Consider the following 22,938-nt stretch of genomic DNA (forward strand, 5'->3'; position numbering starts at 1 on the left):
TCGTGGCCAAACGCCACAATCCGGTCCTGGCCGCCTTCGCAGAGCGTCTGGCCGAACGCGGCAAGCCCGGCAAGGTCATCGTCTGCGCCGTCATGCGCAAGCTCCTCCACCTGGTCTGGGGCGTCCTACGTTCGGGCAAGCCATTCGATCCCCAGCACGCCATTGCATAGGCCGCCGCAAGACGGTATCTACGCATACGGCCCGACCGTCGGGAGCGATTCTCGACTTCGCGCCATCGGTGGCCTGGAGGGGTGGCCGCCATGAATCGCGCGCTAAGAAAAAAGGGCCCGCCAACGGCGGGCCCGTGCAGCGTCCCCGGAACGGCGTGGATCAGGGCGTGCGGTCGTCGCGCTCGCGGCGTTCGAGGTAGTCCTTCGCCCAGCGTTCGGTGACCTTGCCGGCGGCCTCGCGCCCGCCGAGGCCGAACGCCAGCGCGACCGCGATCGCGACCGCGCCGAGCACCAGCCCGAAGGCGAGGTTGACGATGTCGTCGGCGATGCCCATCGCACGCAGGCCCATCGCCAGCACCAGGCCGATGATCGCCACCCGCGCGATGCGCGCCAGGCCGGTGCGGCCGTCGGGATTCGCGCGCTGGATCGCCCGCGCCGCCAGGTCCGCCAGCCAGTAGCCGACGACCAGCACCACCGCGCCGAGCAGGATGTCCGCGCCGAACGCGATGAACGTCGCCAGCAGGTCGCGCACGCCGACGAAACCGAGGCGGTGCGCGGCCTCGACGGTGGCGAACAGCATGATGAAGAACAGCGCGACCCGGCCGACGAACGCCGACAGGCCGGCGGGACGCGGCGCGGTCACCGGCGTGGCGGCATCACCCACCGGCAGGCCGGGCTCGGGAATGCCGGCCGCGGCGACCGGATCGGCACTGGTCAGCGCCTCGTCGACCGGGGACGGCGTCGCGGCGCGGGCTTCGGCAGCGCCCGGCTCGAAGGCATGGGCGAAGCCGAGCCGTGCCGGGATGCGGTCGACGCCGAGGTTCTCCAGCAGCCGTACCAGCAGGCCGGTGACGAAACGCCCGAGGAACCAGGCGATCACCAGGATCAGCGCCGCGGCCAGGATGTTCGGCACCGCGACCAGGAACAGGCCCAGCATCTCGCTGGCCGGATCGGAGATCGCGCGGATCGCCAGCGCATCCAGTGCCGCGATCAGCGTCGGCACGATGACCAGGATGAAGACCAGGGTGCCGCCCAGCTGCGACAGCTTCACCCCCTCGGTCACGTGCGCACGGTTGCTGAAGCGGTCGATGCCCGATGCCGCGAGCAGGTTGGTGACCAGCCCGCGCAGCACCTTGGCGACGACCCAGCCGACCAGGCCGATGACGATCGCGGCGAAGATGTTGGGCAGGGCCGCGGTGAACTGCGTCGTCATGTCCGACAGCGGCAGCATCAGGCCCTCGATGCGCAGCGCGCCGACGATGGCCGGCAGGAACAGCAGCAGCACCAGCCAGTAGACGACGTTGCCGAGCACCGCCGAGATCGGCTTGACCCCTGCCGATGCCGACAGCTTCTCGTCCCATTGCCCGGCGGCCATCAGGCGGTTGATCACCGCCCGCAGCACCGTGGCCAGGATCCAGGCCACCAGCGCCAGCGCGGCGGCCAGCAGCAGCCGGGGCAGATACAGCATCACCTCGGTCACCAGCGCCGAGAACGGGCCGTACAGGCCGTCGAAACGCAACACGCTGAACACGCCGATCAGGGTGATGACGACGATGAACCAGAAGCCGATCGAAGCCCCGACCTTGACCACGTCGAGCTGCGAGGCGGTCTGGCTGTTGACGCGTTCGTTGAGGCGCAGCCGGGTCAGGCCGCCGCGGATGGCGCCGCGGACGAACAGCGCGACGATCAGGCCGACGATCAGGACGACGACCGCGCCGACCACGCTCGGCAGGTACTGGCCGAGGCTCATTTCGAGCTGTCGGACGAAGGTGTTGGATCCCATGGGAGGCTCTCCTTGCTGCGGGCGTCATGGACTCGGCGCCGATTTCGACGGCCGGACGGGACAAGGCAGCATGTCCCGCCCGGAAGGCGGGCGGACCGGAGGCTCAGGCTGGCGGAAGAAGACGCCGGGCGTCTGGCGGGGGTGCTGCGGGAAGAGGGGCCTGAACTGTCGACAGCGCGGTCGCGAAGGGCCGGTGTCGGCTCCGGTTCAACGGCAGCTTAACGCCGGGGCCATTGTTGGCGAGGTGAAGATGCGGCCCGGGCGCCCGCTCGCTGCCGGGCCGCGGCGGTCGTCGCCGGCCTGCGCGCGGCCGGGTTCAGCAGGCCGGCTCCTTCGCGAACGGATTGAGCCGGCGCACCCAGCTGTTGCCGCAGTCGATGTCGACCGGTTCGGGCTCGGCCGGTGGCGGCGGCGCCACGGCGGCCGCGCGTTCGCGTTCCAGCGCGGCGATCTTCTGCCGGATCTGCGGCAGCGCCGCCAGCGCCGCGCGCTCGCCCTGCAGGATCGCCGCGTTGCGCTGCTCGAAACTGGCCGGGCCGATGTCGTTGACCTGTGGCCGGATCACGATGTCGGCGCGCGCGGCTTCCTGGCGGCCGAGGTTGCTGCCCATGATCGCGATCGACTGGTTGACGATGCCGAGCATGCTGCCGGGCATCGTGCCGCTGGCGCGGCTGGAGATGTCGACCGCGATCACCAGGTCCGCGCCCAGCTGCCGCGCCGCGTCCACCGGCACCGGGCTGACCACGCCGCCGTCGACATAGTGCCGGTCACCGATCTTCACCGGTTCGAACACCCCGGGCACGCTGCTCGACGCGCGTACCGCCTGACCGGTGTTGCCGCGCACGAAGACCACCCGGTCGCCGGTCTCCAGCCGCGTCGCCACCGCGGCGAACGGGCGCGGCATGCGCTCGATCGTGCGGTTGCCGACCTCGGTGTTGACGTAGTTCTGCAGGGCCACGCCCTGCACCAGCCCGCCGGAGAACAGCCGCACGTCGCGGATGCTCGACTCGTCGAGCGCGACCGCCCGTTCCTGCATGCGGAACGGATCCATGCCGCTGGCGTACAGCGCACCGACCACGCTGCCGGCGCTGGTGCCGGCGACCACGTCGGCCTGGATGCCGTTCGCCTCGAGCATCTTGATCACGCCGATGTGGGCGAAGCCCTTGGCCGCGCCGCCGCCGAGCGCCAGGCCGATCCGCACCGGCTGCGGCTGCGGCGCGGGGGCGGCCGGCGCGGCCGCAACCGGCGCGGGCGGCTGCGGTCGGGTGTCGCGCGATCCGCCGCATGCGGCGAGGCCGACGACGAGGCTGGCGACGAGCAGCGCGGTGCGCGTGGTGCGGAGCATGCGGAATCCCGGACAGGAAGGTGGCGCGATGGCCGCCGAGCATACCCGCGCGCGGCCTGTCGGCGGCTGAAGCCGCGAGCGGCTCAGGGCAGCCCGGCCAACCGCAGCAGCGCGGCCGCCGCCGCGCCGATCACGACCACGCCGAGGAACGGCACCCGCAGCGCCAGCGCCAGCGCCGCCGCGAGCAGCGCGCCGATGCGTGCGTCCGCCACCAGCGCCTGTCCGCCGGACACGGTGTTGAGCGTGGTCAGCGCGGCCAGCAGGCCGACGGTCATCGCCGCGGCGGCGCGCAGCATCCGCGGCCGGGCCAGCCAGGCCGCCGGCACCAGGTAGCCGGCGAGCTTGATCGCGAACGCGGCGGCGTACGCCAGCAGGATCCACGGCCAGAGCGTCATTCGTCCGCTCCATCGGCACCGGCCGTCGCGCGGGCCCCGCGCCGTTGCCGCCATGCACTGCAGCCGAGTGCGACCAGCGCCGCGACCAGGATCGGGACGCCCGGCGGCGTCCACGGCACCGCGAGGGCCGTCGCCAGCGCGCAGGCCACCGCGATCGCGACCGCCTCGCGTTCGCGCAGCCGCGGCCACAGCAGGCCGAGGAACGCGGCGACCGCCGCGCCGTCGAGGCCCCAGCGCTTCGGGTCGCCGAGCGCGTCGCCGACCAGCGCGCCGAGCGCGGTGAACAGGTTCCACAGCAGGAACACGCCCAGGCCCGCGGTCCAGAAGCCGCGGCGCTGTTCGCCCGGCTCCAGCTGGCCGACCGCGGTGGCCGTCGACTCGTCGATCGTGACCTGCGCCGCGAGCAGGCGGCGCCAGCCGCGCGGCCGCAGCAGGCGATTGACCTGCATGCCGTAGACCGCGTTGCGCAGGCCCAGCAATGTCGCCGCACCGAAGGCCGCCGTCCCGCTGCCGCCGCCGCCGATCACGCCGATGAAGGCGAACTGCGAGCCACCGGTGAACATCAGCGCGCTCAGCGCCATCGTCTGCCACAGCGACAGTCCCGAGGCGACGGCGAGCGCACCGAACGAGATGCCGTACAGGCCGGTGGCGACGGCGATCGACAGGCCGATCTTCTCGGCGGGCGTAGGCGCGCGGCGCATCGGCCGGCCTCAGCGCGGTGGCGCGAACGCGTCGCCGGCCGGGCAGTCGGCCGCCGGGACCGGGCTGTCGGCCATCGGCGGGGCCGGACGCCAGCGTCCGTCGTCGGGGTCGAACGCGAACGTGCCCCAGTGGTTCGAGCCCTCGAACCGCCGGGTCGCGACGTCGTAGGCGAAGCGCATGCTGCGGCGCCGGCAGGTGTCGCGGAAGCCGCAATCCAGGCGTCGCACCACGAGGCCGTCCGCGTCCGGCTCCAGCTCGAGTTGCGCGTACTCGACGCTGCCGATGCCGTCGAACAGCAGTTGCCGGCGCGCCTGCCCGTCGGCGTCGCGCCAGCGCACGGCGAGCGCCTCGCGCTGGTGGCCGAAGCCCGTCGGCGCGATGCCGAGACGCCAGGTGGTCTCGCCGCTGCCGGGCAGGTCCTCGACCACGCCGTCGCGGATGTCCGCCTGCGCCCAGTCGAGGCAGTCGGCGGACGCCGGGCCCGCGCCGGCCGCGAGCGCGCAGGCGAGGGCGGCGGCGATCCGCGGGCGACCCGCGTGCATCAGCGGCCGCCGAAGCGTTCGCCGAAGAAATCGCCGGCGTTCCAGCGCGGCGCGTCGGCGGCGTCGCCGACGATCCGGGTGATCCGCGCGCTGACCTCGGCCAGCCGCGCCGCGTCGCCGTACTGGATCGGCAGGTCGGCCTGGTCGCAGGGCTGGTGGTAGCAGTTGCGCAGGAACCATGTCGCCGCGATCTTCGGCTCCTGGCCGGGATTGGCGGCGGTCACGCCGGCATCGAGATACAGCGCGGGAATGCCGGCACGCACGAACGCGTACTGGTCGCTGCGGACGAACGCGACCTCCTCGGGAAACGGGTCGGGCGAAACGTCCACGCCGACCTCGGCCGCGGCCTGCTCGACCGCGGCCTGCAGCGTCGAGTGCGCACTGCCGATCGCGACGATGTCGCGGGTCGGCGCGGTCAGGATCGGCATGTCGATGTTGAGGTTGGCGACCATGCGCCGGACCCCGGCCGGCGGGTGCCGGGCCAGCCATTCGGCGCCCAGCAGGCCCTGTTCCTCGCCGGTCAGCGCCGCGAACACGGTGCTGCGCGCCGGCGCGTCGTCGGCGGTCGCCAGCAGCTGCGCGGCCTCGAGCAGGATCGCCACGCCCAGCGCGTTGTCGAGGGCGCCGTTGTAGATCGCATCGCCGTCGACCGGCGCGCCGGTGCCGATGTGGTCCAGGTGCGCGGTCTGCACCACGGCCTCGCCGGCGCGCGCCGGGTCGCGGCCCGGCAGCCTGGCGACGACGTTGCGCGATTCCAGGGTGTCGATGCGGGTGCGCGCGGCCAGGGTCAGCGTGCCCGGCAGCGCGAACGGACGCAGCGTGCCCGCGCGCGCGTCCGCGAACAGCTGCGCGGCGTTGTGCGGGCCGTCGGCGAACACCAGGTCCGCGGCGGCCGCGCCGACCCGGGCCATCGCCTGCAGCTGCGCGGGCGCGTCGACCGGCGCACCGTCGGCGCCGCGCAGGCGCATCGCCGGCCGGTCCCACTGCGCCGCGGTGCGTGCCCACGGCGTGCCGGCCTCGTCGTCGACGGTGTTGACCAGCACCATGCCGACCGCGCCGCGTGCGACCACCGCCTCGGTCTTGGTCCGCAGGCTGCCGTAGTGGGCCCGCGGGTTGTCGGCGAAGCGCTGCGGCGCCCCGCCGAATACGATCGCGATGCGGCCGTGCAGGTCGACGCCGTCGAAATCGTCGTGCTGCAGTTCCGGCGCATGGATCGCCTGGCCGACGAACACCGCCGGTGCGCTGACCGTGCTTTCGGGGGCGTTGAAGTTCGGCATCGGCAGGAACTGGTCGCCCAGGCGCAGCGCGATGGTGCGTCCGTTGCGCGTCACCTCCATCGTCGCACCGTCGCGCAGCCCGACCGCGCGCACCAGCGGTACGCGCTGGAACCAGCCGCCGTCGTCGCCGGCCGGCTGCAGGCCGATCGCCCCGAAGCGCGCGGCGACGTGGTCGGCGGCGAGGTCGTAGCCGGGCGTGCCGGTTTCGCGGCCTTCGAGCCGGTCGTCCGCCAGGTGGCGCACGTCGGCCTCGATGCGCTGGCCAGCCGCGGTCTCGTTGGGCACCGGCGGCGTTTCCGGCATCGGCGCGCCGCGCGCGGTCTGCGCCTGCAGCGCGGCATCGCCGCCGGGATCATTGCCGGTATCAGGATTTGCGCCGCAGGCGGCCAGCAGCAGCGCGATGCAGGCGGGCAGGACGGGGCGGATCATGGCGGACTCCAGGCCGGAACGCCGGCGACGGTAGCATGCGCGGCCGGTGCTGCCCGGCACCCGGCGAGGGCGGCAAGCCGGTTTTCAGACCGGGAGCATCAGGCCGGGGGCATCAGCCCGATCGCGACCAGCAGCCACAGCAGCAGACCCAGCACGATCCAGACGCCATTGGCCCAGGTGAAACGGTGGTTCTGCTGGCCGGCAGGGTCGTTGCAGGCGAGGTTGGCCGCAGCCTGCATCCGCATCAGGCTGAGTCCCGTCGGCAGGAGCGTCATCAGGCCCAGCACACCCGTCGACGGGGACCCGATGGCGTGGCTGTCGAGACGGCTGAGGAGGTTGCCTGTGATCTCGAACACCACGTAGATGGTGGCAAGCAGGCCCGGCGACCAGCGGTAGGCACGCAGGCCGAGGCGTAACTGGTCATCGATCCGGCCGGCCAGCGCATGTGCGAAGAAGATCGAGAAGACTGCGCGCGGTACCGGCCAGATCGTCTCTGTCCTGCCCTGGCGGTAGCGCTGCCAGTGGACGTAGAACCAGTAGACGCCGTAGAGGCCGAACGTCGCGAAGTAGAGCACGCAGAACTTCGTCGTCGAGACCACGTAGAACGGCTGCGCCGCGACCGCCGGGATGACGGGCGCGCGGATTTCCGCGGCGGGCGGAGCGTAGAGGTTGTCCGGGACTGCGTCCTGCATGCGGGGCTTCCATGATCATGGCCGAGTGCATGCTAAGGCCGTCCACACGCCGGCGGAAGCGCCTGCCGTGGCCATGGTTCGCCGCGCGCCCCGCCGGTGCCGGGGGCGGCGATCAGTGCCCGATCGTGTCCAGGATCCGCAGCGCCAGCGAATACGGCGGCGGGTCGTTGCGGTTGCTCAGCACGATGACGGTCAGTCGCCGTGCCGGGTCGCGGACGATGACGTTGCGGAACCCGATGGTCTCGCCGGAATGCCACTGGCGCGTGCCGTGCAGGCGCCAGCCGTAGCCGTAGGCATCGACGTCGTCCTCGTCGACCGCCACGCCGGTCTGCGCGGCGAACGCCAGCGCGCGCGAGGCGTCCGACAGCAGGCGGTCGTCCTGCAGCGCCGCGTCCCATTTCGCCAGGTCGTCGATCGAACTGTAGATGCCGCCGTCGCCGAGCACGGCGCTGGTCGGGCTCTGGTCGGTGCGGACCCAGGCGCCGTCGACGAAACTGTGGCCGTAGGCGCGGTCGGGGACGGTCGAGACGCCGTCCTCGAACGCCACCGTGGCGTCCATGCCAAGCGGCTGGAAGATGCGCGTGCGCAGGAAGCCGGCGTAATCCTGGCCCGAGGCCGCGACGACGATCCGGGTCAGCAGCGCGTAGGCGCCGTTGCTGTAGCGGTAGCGCGTGCCCGGCGCGAAATACAGCCGGTCCTGGCCTTCGAGGATCGCCAGCACGTCGGCGTCCCGGAGCTGGCGGTCGAGGCCGTCGGGCAGCAGGTCCTCGTAGTCGACCAGTCCGGAGGTGTGGGCGAGCAGGTGGTGGATGGTCACCGCATCGGCGGCGGCCGGCAGCGACGGCAGCCAGCGCCGCACCGGGTCGTCGAGCCGCAGGCGGCCATCCTCTGCAAGCAGCAGGATGGCGGCGGCGGTGAACTGCTTGCTGACCGAGGCCAGACGGAAGTTGGTCCGCGGCGTCACCCGCGTGCCCGCGGCCACGTCCGCCAGGCCGTAGCCGCGCCGCACCACGGGCACGCCGCCCTGCAGCACCAGCACCGCGGCGCCAGGGACGCTGCCGTCGTAGTCGCGCAGCAGCCGGTCGACGGCGGCGGCTTCGGGCGTGGTACTGGCGGTCATGGCGGCGTCATCGGTGCGGGGACCCCCGCTGGCGCAGGCGGCCAGCAGCGACAGCAGCGGCAGCAGGCGTGCGAAGGGCGGCATCGGCCGATTGTGCCATCGGGGCCGGAACGGGACATGGCAGCGGATCCCTCGCTACGCCCGCGTCGCCGGAACACCGGCACTGGAGACGTGTCGTCCCGGGCGCAGCGAGGGGCCTGCTGTCGAACAGGCGCGGCGCTCCGGGCTCAGTCGCGCCGGGCCTCCGGGCTTCCGTCATCCGCGGCGTCGCCGCCGGCATCGCGGCGCGGGAACGACAGCACCACGCCGCGCTGCTCGCGCGGAGGCGTCCACAGCACCGGCACCTCGTCCGGCGCCGGCGGCTCGAAGGTGTCATGCCGTTCGCGCGCGGCCCGTTCGGCTTCCTCTTCCTCGATCTCCCAGCTGTAGCGCCTGCGCGGCGGCAGCGGGTCGGCGCGGCGGAACAGGACCGCGGCGAGGATGCCGCCGAGCGCGCCGCCCATGTGCGACTGCCACGACACGCCCGGCTCCTGCGGCAGGATCGTCAGCAGCATGCCGCCGTAGAACAGGAACGCGATCATGCCCGCGGCGATCGACGGCCGGTCGCGGCGCAGCAGGCCGAGCACGAACACCAGGAACATCAGGCCGTGGGTCACGCCGCTGGCGCCGAGGTGGTGCGAACCGGGATCGCCGAGCAGCCAGGCGCCGAGCCCCGAGCCCAGCCACATCAGCGGCAGGCCGCGCACGGTGGCGCGCGGGTACACCGCCAGCGCCAGCGTGCCGAGGATCAGCAGCGCGCTGGCATTGGCGATCAGGTGCGCCGGCGAGCCGTGCAGCAGCGGAGCGGTCAGCAGGCCGGTCAGGCCGGCCCAGGCGCCGGGCTGCACGCTGAGGAAACGCCAGTCGATCATGCCCTGCACGCCGAACATGATCCCCAGCAGCAGCACGAAGGCGATGCTGGCCTTCAGCGCGTTGCTGAGGCGCTGCTTGTCGCGCTGGCGCTGGGCGTCCGGGTCGGCCGGCGTGTCGGGGCTGTCGAGGTGCATCGGACAAGCATGGCGGCGGGTGGCGCGAACACAAGGCGGCGCGCGCCGCGGCGCTTCCGGTTCCGTGCGGCGCGTCGCTCTCTCTTGACTACGCACACGGCTGCCGTCTTCGCCGCGCAGGCGGGAATCCAGCGACTTGCACGCGATCCGGACGACAGGCACCGCGTCCCCGCCTGCGCGGGGAAGACGAGGACAGGCGTGCCGTGTCCGGCGCCCTTCGCACCCTGCGGCGCCGTCGGCCACCGCGTAGAATGTTGCGATGCACAGCAACGAAACCCCCGTCGTCCGGCTCAGGAACGCCTGGCGCTCCAGCCACCCGTGGATCTTCCAGCGGCTCGTCGAGAAGCCGGCGCAGCGGCTCAAGCCGGGCAGCATCGTCGAGGTCGTCGGCGTCGATGGCGACTGGATCGGCCGCGGTTTCTACAACGGCCATTCGCGCATCGCCGTGCGCATCCTCGAAACCCACCCGGACGTGCCGGTCGATGCCGGCTGGTTCTCGCGCAGGATCGCCGATGCGGTCGCGCTGCGCCGCGAGGTGCTGCGGCTCGACGAGGTGTCCGATGCCTGGCGCGTGGTGCACAGCGAGGGCGACGGCCTGTCGGGGCTGGTCGTCGACCGCTACGGCGACCTGCTGGTGGTCGAGTTCTTCAGTGCCGGCATGTTCCGCCACCGCGAATGGATCTACGAGGCGCTGGCCGAGCAGTTCCCCGGCTGCCGTTTCCACAGCTTCGCCGACGAGCACGTGCAGAAGCAGGAGAGCTTCGACTTCCGCGGCAGCACCCCGGCCGAGCCGGCGATCATCACCGAGTACGGGGTGCGTTTCCGCGCCGACCCGGCCGGCGCGCACAAGACCGGCTTCTTCGCCGACCAGCGCGAGAACCGCGAGTGGCTCAGCCGGCACGTCGCCGGCAAGCGCGTGCTCGACCTGTGCTGCAACACCGGCGGCTTCGGCGTGTATGCGGCGGTGCGCGGCGCCAGCGAGGTGGTCGGCGTCGACATCGACGAGGACGTCATCGAGATCGCCCGGGGCAATGCGCGGCTCAACGACGCGCGCATCCGCTTCGTCCAGGCCGACATCTTCCCGTGGCTGCGCGATGCGTCGAATGCCGGCGACGGCTACGACGTCGTCGTGCTCGACCCGGCCAAGATGACCCGCGATCGCGACCAGGTGATCCCGGCGCTGAAGAAGTACCTCGACATGAACAAGCTCGCGCTCGGTGTCGTGAAGCCGGGCGGGCTGCTGGCGACGTTCTCCTGCACCGGCCTGGTCAGCGAGGAACAGTTCCTCGACATGCTGCGGCGCGCGGCGTTCTACGCCAACCGCACGATCCAGGTGCTGAAGGTCGCCGGCGCCGGCCCCGACCATCCGTTCCTCGCCAGCGCGCAGGAATCGCGCTACCTGAAGGCGGTGTTCTGCCGCGTGCTGGACTGACCGCTTCATGGCAGTTGCGTTGCGGCCCGGTGCGCGCCGGGCCCTGTGGACGGTCGCGGCGCTGGTGCTGCTGGCGCTGGCGGTCAGCTTCGTGCTGGAACTGCGCAAGCGCGAACGCGACGACGGCCCGCCGCCGACCCCGTTCGCGCAGCCGGCGCGCATCGACCCGGCCGGCGGCGACGGCATCCGCGGCAAGCGCGACGGGGATCGGGAGGAGGCGCGCTTCTCCGATCCCTGGGGCATCGTCGTCGAGCCGTCCGGCACCGTGCACATCGCCGATGCCGGCGCCGCCAACCGCATCCGCAGCCGGCATCCCGATGGCCGGGTGACGACGCTGGCCGGCGGCGTGGAGGGCTTCGCCGACGGTATCGGGAAAAGCGCGCGCTTCCACACCCCGTCGGGCATCGCGCGCGATGCGTCGGGCAACCTCTATGTCGCCGACACCGGCAACCACGCGATCCGCAAGGTCACGCCCGAGGGCGTGGTGACGACGCTGGCCGGCACCGGCCAGCCGGGCTTCGAGGACGGGCCGGCGCAGCGCGCGCGCTTCCATGGCCCGGTCGGCGTCGCCGTCGACGCGGCCGGACAGGTGTTCGTCGCCGATACCTGGAACGACCGCATCCGGGTGATCCGCGACGGCCGCGTGGAGACTTTGGCCGGCGGCGACGGTCCGGGCTTCTTCGACGGCGCGGGCGCGCAGGCGCGCTTCGATACCCCGACCGGGCTGGCGCTGGACCGCGACGGCCGGCTGCTGGTCGCCGACACCGGCAACCACGCGGTGCGGGTGCTCGACGGCGCGGACGTGCGCACGCTGCCGATGCGGGCGCCGGACGGCGACGATGCGCCGCGCGCGCCGCTGGCGCTCGCGGTCTCCGGCGACGGCACGTTGTACGTCGCGGAGCTGGCGCGTGGCCGCATCGTGCAGGTCGCAGCGGACGGCCGCGTGCACGTGCTGACCGGGCGCGACATGGCGCAGCGGCTGGCGCGGCCGGCCGGCATCGCGCTCGACGCGCGCGGCGACGCCTGGGTCACCGATGCGTCCGCGTTCCGCATCCACCGCATCGCCCACGTGCGCCCGGCGGGCATGAAGCAGAACCTGGCCAACGGCCCGGTCGGCCCGTCGCCGGACACGCCGTTGCCCGACACCGACGGGCGCTGGCCGCTGCATCCGCAGCTGGCCTGGCACGAGGTCGTCGGCACGCTGGGCGAGGTACGCGGCAATTTCAGCGGCGAGAGCCGCAGCCACCTGCACGACGGCCTCGACGTCCGCGGCGACCCCGGCAGCACGGTGCTGGCGATCGCCGACGCCAAGGTGTCGAGTCCGCTGGCGGCGACCGCGTTCGGCGACCAGGCCGAGCGCGTGTCGGTCGACGACCTCACCTACATCCACATGCGCGTCGGCCGCAGCGCCGACGGCCGCGCGCTGGACCCGCGCTTCCAGCTGCTGGCCGGCGACGACGGCCGTCCCGTGCGCGTGCGCGTTCCCCGCGGCACGCGTTTCCAGGCAGGCGATGCGCTCGGCACGGTCAACGCGCAGGCGCACGTGCATCTGGTGGTCGGACCCGTCGGCTACCAGCGCAACGCGATCGCGCTGGGTTTCAACGGTTTCGTCGACAGCGTGCCGCCGCGCATCGACGACATCGCGTTGCGCGACGCGCTCGATGCCCCGCTCGAGGTGCGCGAGGACGGTCGCGTGGTGGTGCCGCGCGATGCCGGCGGCCTGCAGATCGTGGTCGAGGCCTGGGACCAGGTCGACGGCAACCTGCCGCGGCGGCGGCTGGGCCTGCACGCGCTCGGCTACCAGATCCTGCATGCCGACGGCACGCCGCTGCCCGGCTTCGAGACGCCGCGGATGACGATCGTGTTCGACCGCATGCCACCGCATCGCGAGGCGGTGCGCGTCGCCTACGCCGCCGACAGCGGCATCACCGTGCACGGCGCCTCGCGCACGCGCTTCCGCTATGTCGTCACCAGCACCGTGCGCGACGGCCTGCTGGCGCCGGGCCTGTGGCAGGCCGATGCGCTGCCGGCCGGCGACTACGTCGTGCGCATCACCGCACGCGATGCCAGCGGCAACGAAGCGACCGCGGACCGTGATCTTCCGATCGTGTTGCGCTGATCCCGGCACGCCGGATCCACCTGCCCGCACTGCAAGGAGCCTGTCATGACGTTCTTCCATCCACGCAATCTCCGGACCGTGCTGCTGGCGGCCGCCGTGTTCGCCCTCGCCGGCTGCGGGGAGTCGGCGCCGTTCCAGCCCGCCGCGTCCGAACCGGAGGTCGGGTTCTCGTTCACCACGTCCCATCGCCCGTCGGTCGACTACGGCCGGACCCTGGCCGTCCTGCTGGGCGCGGGCGGCCTGGCCCTGCAGGGCGATGCGGACGACGAACCCGCCGCGCCGATCTACGCCGACATCGAGTTCTTCCCGGTCCTCGACGCCGACGCGCTCGCCGGCCTCACCCGCGGGTTCGGGCGGCGCAGCGGCGAGCACCAGGGCGACATCGACGCGATCGACTTCGACACGCATTTCGCGTTCGTGGTCGCGCACCCGGCCATGACCCAGTTCCCGGGCGGCGCCCACGACGGCGGCAACCCCGGGATCTACCGCAGCCAGCCCAAGGTGCGCTACGCCGACGACGGCATCGACATCACGCTCGACGCCAGCCGCCTCGGCGGCGACATCGACCCGATGGGCCTGGCCTTCGCCGCGCGCTGGGAATCGAAGGTCTACGTGATCGAACGCCGCGACGCCGACACCCTGCGTGTGCGCCTGTACGACGACGACTACCGGTTCTCGCTGGCGCCGGAAGCCGCCGCGGCGGCGGACGAGGACGAGGCCGGCGACGCCGAACCGGGCACCGCCGATGCCGCGGACGACGCGTCGCAGGCGTGACGGCACGCCGGCCGGGTTCGCGGTTCCCGCCGCGGGTACGCCGCGCGCGGACGTGCGGACCGGGATGGCTCGCGCCGCCGGCTAGCCCGACGGCCCCCGGCGGGGCGCCGGCTCGTCGTCGGTCAGCGGATAGCCGGCGAACGACTTGACCTCGTCCATCAGGAAGTGGGAAACGATCTTCTCCACGCCGTAGTCGCCGCCGAGCAGCGAGCGCGCGATGTCCTTCCAGTGGTGCACGTCGCGCACGATGATCCGCAGCATGTAGTCGTACGGCCCGGAGACGCGGCTGGCCTCGACGACTTCGGGCATCGCCAGGATGCGGCGGTCGAACTCGGTGAACTCGTCCAGCGCGTGCTGGCGGAAGCTGACCTGGGCCATGACGATCGTCGCCGAGCGGATGCGGTCGACGGCGACGTGCGCGCGGTAGCTGCGGATCAGGCCGCGCTGCTCCAGCGCGCGGACCCGGGCCAGGCAGGCGCTGGGCGACAGCGCGACCCGCTGGGCGAGGGCGTGGTTGGTGATCCGTGCATCCTGCTGCAGCACGTCGAGGATCTTCAGGTCGATGCGGTCGGGCGTACGGGCGGACATGACGGGATTCCGGCGTGGGGGCAGTGGGCGCGGCGGTCCGCGGCAGTGCACAACGTATCGAATTTCCGGCCCGGAGACGCAGATCCTGCGTATTTGGCACGACGATTCCGTGACATATGCGGAAGCGCGCGTGGATTCATTCGTGAATTCAATTGGTTATGCCAGAAACGGGTGCCGTGGAATCTTCTGGACGCGGTGGCGCGCGTCTTCTATTACTCGAACATGTCAGCGCCGCGACCCGGGCAGGGAGGAACCCGGGGCCGCATCGGCCTGGTCCGTGTCAGCCATCGCCAAACCCGGGGACCCCCATGAAGCCGCTCACCACCGCACGCCTGGCCCAGGCCATCCGCCTCGTCTGTCTCTGTACCCCGCTGGCCGCCGCGCCCGCGCTGGCCCAGGACGCACCCGCATCGACGGGAACCCCCTCCACCACCGACCTCGACACGATCGTCGTCACCGCCGGCAAGCGCAACGAATCGGTGCGCGAGATCGCCGGCTCGGTCTCGGCGGTCACCGGCCAGCAGCTCGAGGACCTCGGCGCGCAGTCGCTGGCCGACTACATCCAGCGCACGCCCGGCGTGGTGTTCAACAGCTACCAGCCGGGCGTCTCGCACGTGGTCATGCGCGGCATCGCGACCAGCTCGGGCAACGTGCAGGGACAGACGACGACCGGCTACTTCCTCAACGAGGTGCCGCTGACCGAGCCGGGCTGGACGATCGTCGTGCCCGACATCGACGCGTTCGACATCAACCGCGTCGAGGTGTTGCGCGGGCCGCAGGGCACGCTGTTCGGCTCGGCGTCGATGGGCGGCGCGATCAACACCATCGCCAACGTCGCCGATCCGGGCGGCTTCGACGCGGCGGCCGAGCTCACCGCCAGCCAGACCCGCAACGCCGACGTCGGCTTCGGTGCCAAGGCGATGGTCAACGTGCCCATCGCCGAGGACGTGCTGGCGGTGCGCGCCGTCGCACAATACCGCGACGATCCCGGCTATCTCGACAACGTGGGCCTCGGCCGGGCCGGCAGTAACGACAGCAGCACCGCCGGCGGCCGCCTGTCGGTGACGCTGACGCCGTCGGAGGCCACCACGCTGCGCTGGCTGAGCCTGTGGCAGGACACCGACGCCGACGACAACAGCTACCGCATCGCCGGCCTCGGCGAGTTCGAGCGCAGCACCGCGATCCCCGAGTTCACCGACACCAAGGTCGCGGTGCACAGCCTGCGGCTGGACCAGGATCTCGGCTTCGCCACGCTGACCGCGCTGCTGGCGCAGCAGGACAAGCAGCAGGACTGGCAGTTCGACTACACCCCGATCCGCGGCGCCTACAACGCCGACCTCGACCTCGACCTCGACGCGCCGCTGTACATCGCCTCCGGCGGCGAGAGCACCGGCCGCAGCCTGGAGCTGCGCCTGGCCTCGTCCGGCGAGCAGCGCCTGGAGTGGCTGGTCGGCGGCATGGTGTTCCAGACCGACAAGGACCTGTACGAGGCGATCGGTGCCGAGGGCGCGGCGGGTGCGTTCGACCGCTCCTCGCTGTTCGGCCCGGGCAGCGGCGCGGTCATCGCCCCGGACGGCGAGATCTTCAACGCGTTCTACACTCACCTCGACGGCTCGGAGCTGGCGTTGTTCGGCGAAGGCGCGTTCCACTTCAACGACGCCTGGACGCTGACCCTCGGCGGCCGCTTCTTCCGCACCCGGGTCGAATCGAGCACGACCCAGGTCGGCTTCTCCACCTATCCCGGCGATCCGGTCGTCACCCGCGCGCGCACCGACGAGGACGGCTTCAACCCGAAGGCGTCGCTGACCTGGACGCCGTCGCAGGACCTGATGCTGTATGCGCTGGTGTCCGAAGGCTTCCGCTTCGGCGAGCCCAACACCAGCGGCCTGAGCGCCTATCCGATCCCGTCGGGCTCGCGCAGCGACAGCCTGGTCAACTACGAACTGGGCGCGCGCAGCAGCTTCGCCGATGGCCGCCTGCTGGTCGACGCGACCCTGTTCTACGTCGACTGGCGCGACATCCAGCTGCGCCTGCAGACGCCGGACTTCTACAACTACGCCAGCAACGGCGGCAGCGCCTACAGCCGCGGCGTCGAGCTGGCGACGACCTGGCGTCCGTTCACCGGCTTCGACTGGCAGTTCGCCGCGACCTGGCAGCAGGCGCGGCTCGACGAGGACCTCGACATCCTGTGGGCGGGCACCGCGCCGGCCGGCACGCAGCTGCCTGGCTCGGCCGACTGGACCGTCAGCAACGTGCTCGGCTACCGCTTCGACGCGCGCTTCTCGCCGACGCTGACGCTCGCCCACCAGTACGTCGGCAGCGGCATCAGCGACCTCAACTCCGCGGTGCCGGGCGCCGTGCGCAACGTCCAGGGCAACTACAACGTCGTCGACCTGCGCTACCGGATGAGCTTCGGCAACACCGACCTGACCCTGTTCGGCAGCAACCTCGGCGATACGCGCGGCATCACCCGCAGCGTGTCCGAAGTCAACGGCATCGGCCAGGGCCTGGTGCGGCCGCGCACGTTCGGCGTGACCGTGCACTGGCGGTACTGACGGTGCGCGGCGGAACCACCATGGCCGCGGATCGTCCTCGCTCCGGGCCCGATCGCCGCGGGAGACGCGACGCATCATGACCCTGTTCGATTCGCCGGCCGGACGCGCCGATGCGCTGGCGCTGGGCCGGCTGGATGCGCACGCGCAGGCCGCGCTGCGCCGGCGCGGCGAGCTCGGCGCGCTGGACCTGACCGAGGCGGCGATCGTCCGCGCGCAGCTGCTCGATCCCGCGCTCGGCGCGCTGAGCCACCGGGCGTTCGACAGCGCCCGGCGACGCGCCCGCGCGCTCGACGCCGCGGGCCCGGACGCGGCCACGCCGCTCGCCGGGGTGCCGTGGCTGGCGAAGGACTCGCTGCGGGTGCCGGGCATGCCCACGCGCGGCGGTTCGCGCAGCCGCAGCAGCGAGCCGGCGACCGACGCCCCGCCGTTCGTCCGGCGCTTCGACGCCGCCGGCCTGGTCGCGATCGGCAAGAGCACGATGCCCGAGTTCGGGCTGATGGGATCGACCGAGCCGCTGCTCGGCCCGGTGACGCGCAATCCGTGGTCGCTGGCGCATTCGCCGGGCGGTTCCAGCGGCGGCGCCGGCGCGGCGCTCGCGGCCGGCATCGTGCCGCTGGCGCACGGCAGCGACGGCGCGGGCTCGATCCGCATTCCGGCGTCGGCCTGCGGGGTCGTCGGGCTCAAGCCCGGCCGCGGCGCCTGCGTGGCGGTGCGCGGCCGGCATGCGATCGAGGACCTGATCGTCGCCGACAGCCTGATGTCGCGCAGCGTCCGCGACACCGCGTGGGCGTTCGCCGCCGCACATCCCGATGCGCCGGCACCGGTCGCCGCGGCAGACCCCCGCCGGCTGCGCATCGGCGTGATCGCCGACGCGCTGCCGGGACTGGCGCCCGATCCGGAGGTCGCCGCCGCGCTCGACGCCGCCGCGCGGCTGTGCGAGGCGCTGGGCCATCGCGTCGAACCGGCCGCGTGGCCGCTGCCGGGCGCCGCGGTCTGGGCCGCGTTGCACACGCTGTGGTCGCGGCTCGGCGTCGACGCGGTCGAGCTGGCCGCCGCGCAGGGCGGCATGGCGTTCGCCGAGCGCGCACTGGAACCGTGGACGCTGGGGCTCGCGCGCTGGCACGAGGCGCACTGCGGCGTGCCCGAGCTGGAGCAGGCCTGGGCGACCGTCGCCGCGCTGCCCGCCGCGTTCGCCGGTTTCCACGCGCGCCACGACGTGCTGCTGTGCCCGACGCTGCGCACGCCGCCGCCGACGCTGGGTACGCTGGCGCCGGACCGCGACTTCGAGACGCTGCTGCCGGCGATGTTCGACTGGATCTCCTACACCCCGCTGCAGAACCTCGCCGGCACCCCGGCGATCTCGCTGCCGCTGGCGCACGGCCGCGACGGCCTGCCGATCGGCCTGCAGTTCGCCGCCGACCGTGGCCGGGAGGCGCTGCTGCTGGCGCTGGCCTTCGAACTGGAGGCGGCCGCACCCTGGCACGACCGCTGGCCGCCGGCCTCCGTGGCCGCAACCGAGGACACCGACTGATGGGCCATGCCCGCGATTCCCGCTATGCGCCGCGCGACGACGGCGACGTCCTGCGCCTGGTGCGCGCCCAGCCGTTCGCGTGGCTGGTCTCGCCCGACGGCGACGATGCCGCGTTCACCCCGCTGCCGCTGCGCGCCGAGTGCGATGCCGACGGCCGCCTGGTCGCGCTGCGCGGCCATCTGGCGCGGCGCAACCCGCATGTCGCCCGGTTGCGCCGCGATCCGCTCGCGCACGCGCTGTTCATCGGCCCGCACGCCTACGTCTCGCCGAGCTGGCTCGACGACCGCACCCAGGCGCCAAGCTGGAACTATGCCGCCGCCGCGTTCGAGCTGCAGGTCGAGTGCAGCGAGGCCGAGGCCGACATCGCCGACGAACTGGACGCGCTGGTGACGGCGATGGAAGCGGGCCGCCCGGATGCCTGGGCGCTGCCGGAGATGGGCGAGCGCTATGCGCGCCTGGCCCGCGGCGTCACCGCGCTGCGCGGACGCATCACCAGGACGCGCGCGACCTTCAAGCTCGGCCAGGACGAGGCGCCGCACGATTTCGCGCAGCTGCTGGCCGGCCTGGTGCGCGGCGGCGAACACGACCTGGCCGAGTGGATGCGCGATTTCGCCACGGAGCGCGACGCGTGAGCGCCGGCCCGGAGGCACTCGACCCGGCGCTGCGCGGCTTCGTCGACGCGGTCTGCGGCGAGGGCGCGCGCCTCGCCGGCGGGCGTACGCTCGACTGGCCGCAGCGGCGCGCCATCGCCGAGGCGGTGCGTGCGCCGTGGCGCGCGGGCGGGCCGGCCATGGCCTCGACCACGACGCAGCGCATCGCCTGCGATGCCGGCGATTTCACGTTGCGGCTCCATCGACCGCACGCCGCAGCGGCGCGCGCGCCGGCGCTGGTCTACCTGCACGGCGGCGGCTGGTGCCTGTTCAGTCTCGATACCCACGACCGGCTGATGCGCGAGCTGGCCGACCGCGCGGGCATCGTCGTCGCCGGCATCGACTACGCGCTCGCGCCGGAGCATCCGTATCCGGCCGCGCTGCGCCAGTGCATCGCCGCGGTCCATGCGCTGCGCGCGCAGGCCGACGGCTACGGCATCGATCCCGCGCGGTTCGCGCTCGGCGGCGACTCGGCCGGCGCCAATCTCGCGCTCGCGACCGCGCTGCTGCTGCGCGATGCCGGTGCGCTGGCCGGCGTCGAGGCGCTGCTGCTGCATTACGGCGCGTTCGACACGACGCTCGACGCGACGTCCGCACGGACGCTCGGTACCGCCGACGACATGCTCGGCGCGGAGGAGATGGCCGCCTACTGGAGCGCCTACCTCGGGCCGGACGCCGCCGATTGCCGCGACCCCTACGCGGTACCCGCGCACGCGGCGCTGCACGGCCTGCCGCCGGCGCTGCTGCTGTGGGGCGAACGCGACGTGCTGGCGGTGCAGAACGCGGCGATGGTGGCGCGGCTGCGCGCGGCGGGGGTCGGCGTCGATGCGCACGCCTACCCCGGGGCGCCGCACAGCTTCCTCGAGGCGATGTCGGTTTCCGACGTGGCGCGCGACGCGCTGGGCCGCGGTGCCCGCTGGCTGCGCAGCCGTCTGTCGCCGGCCGCGGAGGCCGCCGCGTGAGCCGCGGCCTGCTGCTGTCCGTGGTGCTGCTGGCGATGGCGATGCAGTCGCCGGTGGCCGCGCGCGCGGGCCTGTCGACACCGACGCCGCAGGACATCGCCGCGCTGCAGGGGGTCGACGATCCGCAGATCTCCCCCGATGGCCAGCGCATCGCCTACACCGTCGGCACCCCGCAGCCCGACGGCAGGCCGCCGCGGCAGCGGCTGTGGCGGGTGGCGTTCGACGGCGACACCGCGCCGCGCGTGTTGCCCGCGCCGGGCGATGCCAGCGACCGCCAGCCGCGCTGGTCGCGCGACGGACGCCAGCTGCTGTTCCTGTCGGACCGCCCGCTGCCGCGCAGCGACGGCCTCGGCGCGGTCCAGGTCTGGCGCGTCGACGCCGACGGCGACGCCGCGACCGCGCTGACCCGTGCGCCCGGCGATGTCGGCGCGTTCGAGCTGGCCCCCGACGGCCGCCGCGTCGCGTATCTCGAAACCGATCCGCCGACCCCGGACGAGGCGGCGCGCATCGCCGCGAAGGACGACGCGGTGGTGGTCGACAAGCCGACGCGCTTCGCGCGCGTGTGGATACGCGACCTCGACACCGGCGTCGCGCGCGCGCTGACCCCGGCCGGCGTCCAGGTCCACGACCTCGCATGGTCGCCCGACGGCCGCACGCTGGCGCTGCGCCGCTCCTCCGGCACCACGCTCAACGACTACTGGTACGACTCGGCGGTGGTGCTGCTCGACGTCGCCAGCGGCCGCCCCGGCGACGTGCTGGAGGCGCACGCGTCCGCGCATCCGCTGCAGTGGTCGCCCGACGGCACGCGCCTGTTGTATGGCCGGCTCGGCGAACACGGCATGGTCGCGACGCCGTTCGTGCACGACGTCGCCAGCGGTACCCGCGTCGCGCTCGGCGGCGACTGGCCCGGCACCCTGTGGCTGGCGCGCTGGCAGGACGACGCCACGCTGCTGGGCCAGGGCCAGCGCGGCATCCGCGGTGCGCTGCTGCGGCTCGACGCCGCGACCGGCGCGGCGACCGAACTCGCCCGTCCGCAGATTCCCTACCGCGCGTTCACCGCCGCCGCGGACGGGCGCATCGCCTTCCTGGGCCTGCGCGACGACAGCCCGGCGAACGTCTGGACCTTCGCCGCCGGCCGTCTCGCCCAGCGCAGCGACCATCACCCGCAGGTCGGCGGCTGGCGGCTTGGCCAGGTGCGCGAACTCGAATGGGCCTCCTCGCGCGACGGCCGCACGATCGACGGCCTGCTGGTGACCCCGCCGGACTGGGACGGCGCCACGCCATTGCCGACGCTGGTGCAGATCCATGGCGGTCCGGCCTGGGCCTGGTGGTCGGGCTGGCAGGGCTCGTGGCACGACTGGGCGCAGCTGCTGGCCACGCGCGGCTACGCCGTGCTGCTGCCCAATCCGCGCGGTTCGGAAGGTCATGGCAGCGCATTCGCCGAACTCGCCCGCGGCGACTGGGGCGACGGCCCGCTGCAGGACGTGCTCGACGGCGTCGACCTGCTGGAAGGCGAGGGCATCGCCGACCCCCGGCGGCTGGCGATCGGCGGCTGGAGCTACGGCGGCTACCTGTCCGCATGGGCGGTCGCGCGCAGCGACCGCTTCCGCACCGCGATCGTCGGCGCCGGCGTGCTGGATCTCGCGACCGCCGCGCTGACCAACGACGTGCCCGACTACCTGCCGGGCTACTTCGGCGATCCGTTGCGCGCGCGCGCGGCCTACGACGCGCAGTCGCCACTGCACCACGCCGCCGACGTCCGCGTGCCGGTGCTGATCCTGCACGGCGAGGCCGATGCGCGCGTGCCGTTGTCGCAGGCGCAGATGTTCCACCGCGCGCTGCGCTTCAACGGCACGCCGGCCGAACTGGTCACCTATCCGCGCGGCCCGCACTGGTTCCACGAGCAGGCGCACGAGGTCGACCTGCAGCGGCGCGTGCTCGACTGGCTCGACCGCGAGCTGCGCTGAACGTCGAGACGGGGATCGGATGATCCTCCGGGGCGCTTGCGGCGCGCCCCGGCCCGGTCAGTTCGCCGCCAGCCGCACGCCGAAGCCGACCAGGCACGCGCCGGCGATGCGGCGCAGCCACGTCGCGATGCGCGGATCGCGCGCGACGCGGGCGCGCACCGCGCTGCCGGCGAGGATCAGCAGCGAGCAGTACAGCAGGCCCAGCAGGCAGATCAGCGCCGACATCGCCGCGAACGTCGCGACCCCGCGATGCTGCGCCGGATCGATGAACAGCGGAAAGAACGCCATGTAGAACAGCACCGCCTTCGGGTTGAGCAGGGTGACCAGGATCCCCTGGCGGAACCAGTGGCCGTTGCCCAGCGCGACCATGCCTCCGCTGCCGCCGCGGCTGCGCAGCAGTTGCACACCGATCCACAGCAGATACGCGGCGCCCAGCCATTGCACGCCGCGGAACAGCAGCGGATTCGCCGCCAGAAGCGCGGCCACGCCGGCCGCCGCCAGCCACAGCAGCAGCTGGTCGCCGATCGCCAGCCCGAGGAACGCGGCATAACCGGCGCGAATGCCGCCACGCCCGGTCGCCGTCAGCAGCGCGAACGTGCCCGGGCCCGGAATCGCCAGGAACACCAGCACCGCGATGACGAAGGTCGGCAGGTCGGAGATGCCCATCCAGGACATGGCGGCGGTTCGCGGGGCAAGGGGATGCGCATCATACGTGGCGTCGACCGGGATGCCGGAGGCGGCGGAGGCGGCGTGTTTCCCCGCCGTTTCCCGCGGGATTCACGCCGCCGATCCGCGCGGCTTGGCAGGCTGGGTGACCAGCGCATCGATGCAGGGCGGTCCTGTGGCCGGGAGGCGGTGC

Annotated in this window: 19 protein-coding genes and 1 pseudogene; 9 read left to right on the forward strand and 11 right to left on the reverse strand. The window is 73.1% G+C overall.

The genetic code is table 11. The features are described 5' to 3' along the window. Window positions 1-170, forward strand: a pseudogene (locus LDO26_RS05950) (IS110-like element ISStma4 family transposase); the annotation flags it as partial. Window positions 171-330: 160 nt separating this feature from the next. Here the strand turns inward: LDO26_RS05950 and LDO26_RS05955 are convergent. From LDO26_RS05955 to LDO26_RS05995, 9 genes are all read right to left on the reverse strand, one after another. Beyond that, window positions 331-1,953 carry a mechanosensitive ion channel gene (locus tag LDO26_RS05955; protein WP_232130161.1) on the reverse strand — a complete coding sequence of 541 codons (1,623 nt, stop codon included), beginning with the start codon at window positions 1,951-1,953 and terminating at the stop codon, window positions 331-333. Window positions 1,954-2,269: 316 nt separating this feature from the next. Beyond that, window positions 2,270-3,298: a patatin-like phospholipase family protein gene (locus tag LDO26_RS05960; RefSeq protein ID WP_232130162.1), complete on the reverse strand. Its 1,029-nt coding sequence runs from the start codon at window positions 3,296-3,298 to the stop codon at window positions 2,270-2,272. Between the two features lie 83 nt (window positions 3,299-3,381). Further along, window positions 3,382-3,693: an AzlD domain-containing protein gene (locus LDO26_RS05965; protein ID WP_232130163.1), complete on the reverse strand. Its 312-nt coding sequence runs from the start codon at window positions 3,691-3,693 to the stop codon at window positions 3,382-3,384. Then, entirely contained in the window at window positions 3,690-4,394 is a 705-nt protein-coding gene (locus LDO26_RS05970) for an AzlC family ABC transporter permease (protein WP_232130164.1), read from the reverse strand. The genes LDO26_RS05965 and LDO26_RS05970 overlap by 4 nt, the downstream gene beginning before the upstream one ends. 9 nt (window positions 4,395-4,403) lie before the next feature. Then, on the reverse strand, window positions 4,404-4,937 hold the full coding sequence (locus LDO26_RS05975) for a hypothetical protein (protein WP_232130165.1): 534 nt from the start codon (window positions 4,935-4,937) through the stop codon (window positions 4,404-4,406). Next, entirely contained in the window at window positions 4,937-6,643 is a 1,707-nt protein-coding gene (locus LDO26_RS05980; RefSeq protein ID WP_232130166.1) for a M28 family metallopeptidase, read from the reverse strand. Before LDO26_RS05980 ends, LDO26_RS05975 begins: the two co-directional genes overlap by 1 nt. Before the next feature lie 98 nt (window positions 6,644-6,741). Further along, on the reverse strand, window positions 6,742-7,335 hold the full coding sequence (locus tag LDO26_RS05985) for a hypothetical protein (RefSeq protein WP_232130167.1): 594 nt from the start codon (window positions 7,333-7,335) through the stop codon (window positions 6,742-6,744). Between the two features lie 112 nt (window positions 7,336-7,447). Then, entirely contained in the window at window positions 7,448-8,521 is a 1,074-nt protein-coding gene (locus LDO26_RS05990; RefSeq protein WP_435594048.1) for a serine hydrolase domain-containing protein, read from the reverse strand. A gap of 161 nt (window positions 8,522-8,682) precedes the next feature. After that, window positions 8,683-9,501, reverse strand: coding sequence for a rhomboid family intramembrane serine protease (locus LDO26_RS05995; protein WP_232130169.1), 819 nt, complete (start codon window positions 9,499-9,501; stop codon window positions 8,683-8,685). A gap of 259 nt (window positions 9,502-9,760) precedes the next feature. Here LDO26_RS05995 and LDO26_RS06000 point away from each other — a divergent pair, with 259 nt between their 5' ends. From LDO26_RS06000 to LDO26_RS06010, 3 genes are read left to right on the forward strand one after another with little or no spacing between them, the layout of a single operon-like run. Continuing rightward, window positions 9,761-10,933, forward strand: a complete 1,173-nt coding sequence (locus LDO26_RS06000) for a class I SAM-dependent rRNA methyltransferase (RefSeq protein WP_232130170.1) — start codon at window positions 9,761-9,763, stop codon at window positions 10,931-10,933. Window positions 10,934-10,940: 7 nt separating this feature from the next. Next, entirely contained in the window at window positions 10,941-13,052 is a 2,112-nt protein-coding gene (locus tag LDO26_RS06005; RefSeq protein ID WP_232130171.1) for an NHL repeat-containing protein, read from the forward strand. Between the two features lie 45 nt (window positions 13,053-13,097). Then, window positions 13,098-13,826: a hypothetical protein gene (locus tag LDO26_RS06010; protein ID WP_232130172.1), complete on the forward strand. Its 729-nt coding sequence runs from the start codon at window positions 13,098-13,100 to the stop codon at window positions 13,824-13,826. Between the two features lie 81 nt (window positions 13,827-13,907). Here LDO26_RS06010 and LDO26_RS06015 read toward each other — a convergent pair whose 3' ends face one another. After that, window positions 13,908-14,414: an Lrp/AsnC family transcriptional regulator gene (locus LDO26_RS06015; protein WP_232130173.1), complete on the reverse strand. Its 507-nt coding sequence runs from the start codon at window positions 14,412-14,414 to the stop codon at window positions 13,908-13,910. Window positions 14,415-14,722: 308 nt separating this feature from the next. Here LDO26_RS06015 and LDO26_RS06020 point away from each other — a divergent pair, with 308 nt between their 5' ends. The 5 genes from LDO26_RS06020 (at window position 14,723) to LDO26_RS06040 (ending at window position 22,079) form a co-directional block, all read left to right on the forward strand. Continuing rightward, window positions 14,723-16,969 (forward strand): TonB-dependent receptor, encoded by a 2,247-nt coding sequence (locus LDO26_RS06020; protein WP_232130174.1) that lies wholly within the window; start codon window positions 14,723-14,725, stop codon window positions 16,967-16,969. Window positions 16,970-17,045: 76 nt separating this feature from the next. Beyond that, window positions 17,046-18,500 (forward strand): amidase family protein, encoded by a 1,455-nt coding sequence (locus LDO26_RS06025; RefSeq protein WP_232130175.1) that lies wholly within the window; start codon window positions 17,046-17,048, stop codon window positions 18,498-18,500. Then, window positions 18,500-19,132 (forward strand): FMN-binding negative transcriptional regulator, encoded by a 633-nt coding sequence (locus LDO26_RS06030; RefSeq protein WP_232130176.1) that lies wholly within the window; start codon window positions 18,500-18,502, stop codon window positions 19,130-19,132. Before LDO26_RS06025 ends, LDO26_RS06030 begins: the two co-directional genes overlap by 1 nt. Further along, complete coding sequence (locus LDO26_RS06035; RefSeq protein ID WP_232130177.1) at window positions 19,129-20,112, forward strand: alpha/beta hydrolase; 984 nt, start codon at window positions 19,129-19,131, stop codon at window positions 20,110-20,112. Before LDO26_RS06030 ends, LDO26_RS06035 begins: the two co-directional genes overlap by 4 nt. Continuing rightward, the gene (locus LDO26_RS06040; protein ID WP_232130178.1) at window positions 20,109-22,079 is read left to right on the forward strand and encodes an alpha/beta hydrolase family protein; all 1,971 of its coding nucleotides are present in this window, start codon (window positions 20,109-20,111) and stop codon (window positions 22,077-22,079) included. The genes LDO26_RS06035 and LDO26_RS06040 overlap by 4 nt, the downstream gene beginning before the upstream one ends. A 57-nt stretch (window positions 22,080-22,136) precedes the next feature. Here the strand turns inward: LDO26_RS06040 and LDO26_RS06045 are convergent, their stop codons facing one another. Next, a complete protein-coding gene (locus LDO26_RS06045) occupies window positions 22,137-22,754 on the reverse strand; it encodes a LysE family translocator (RefSeq protein WP_232130179.1) in 618 nt (205 codons plus the stop codon). Window positions 22,755-22,938: the final 184 nt, after the last annotated feature.

Source organism: Proluteimonas luteida, from assembly GCF_021191695.1.
In the GTDB taxonomy this organism is placed as follows: Bacteria; Pseudomonadota; Gammaproteobacteria; order Xanthomonadales; family Xanthomonadaceae; genus Luteimonas; species Luteimonas luteida.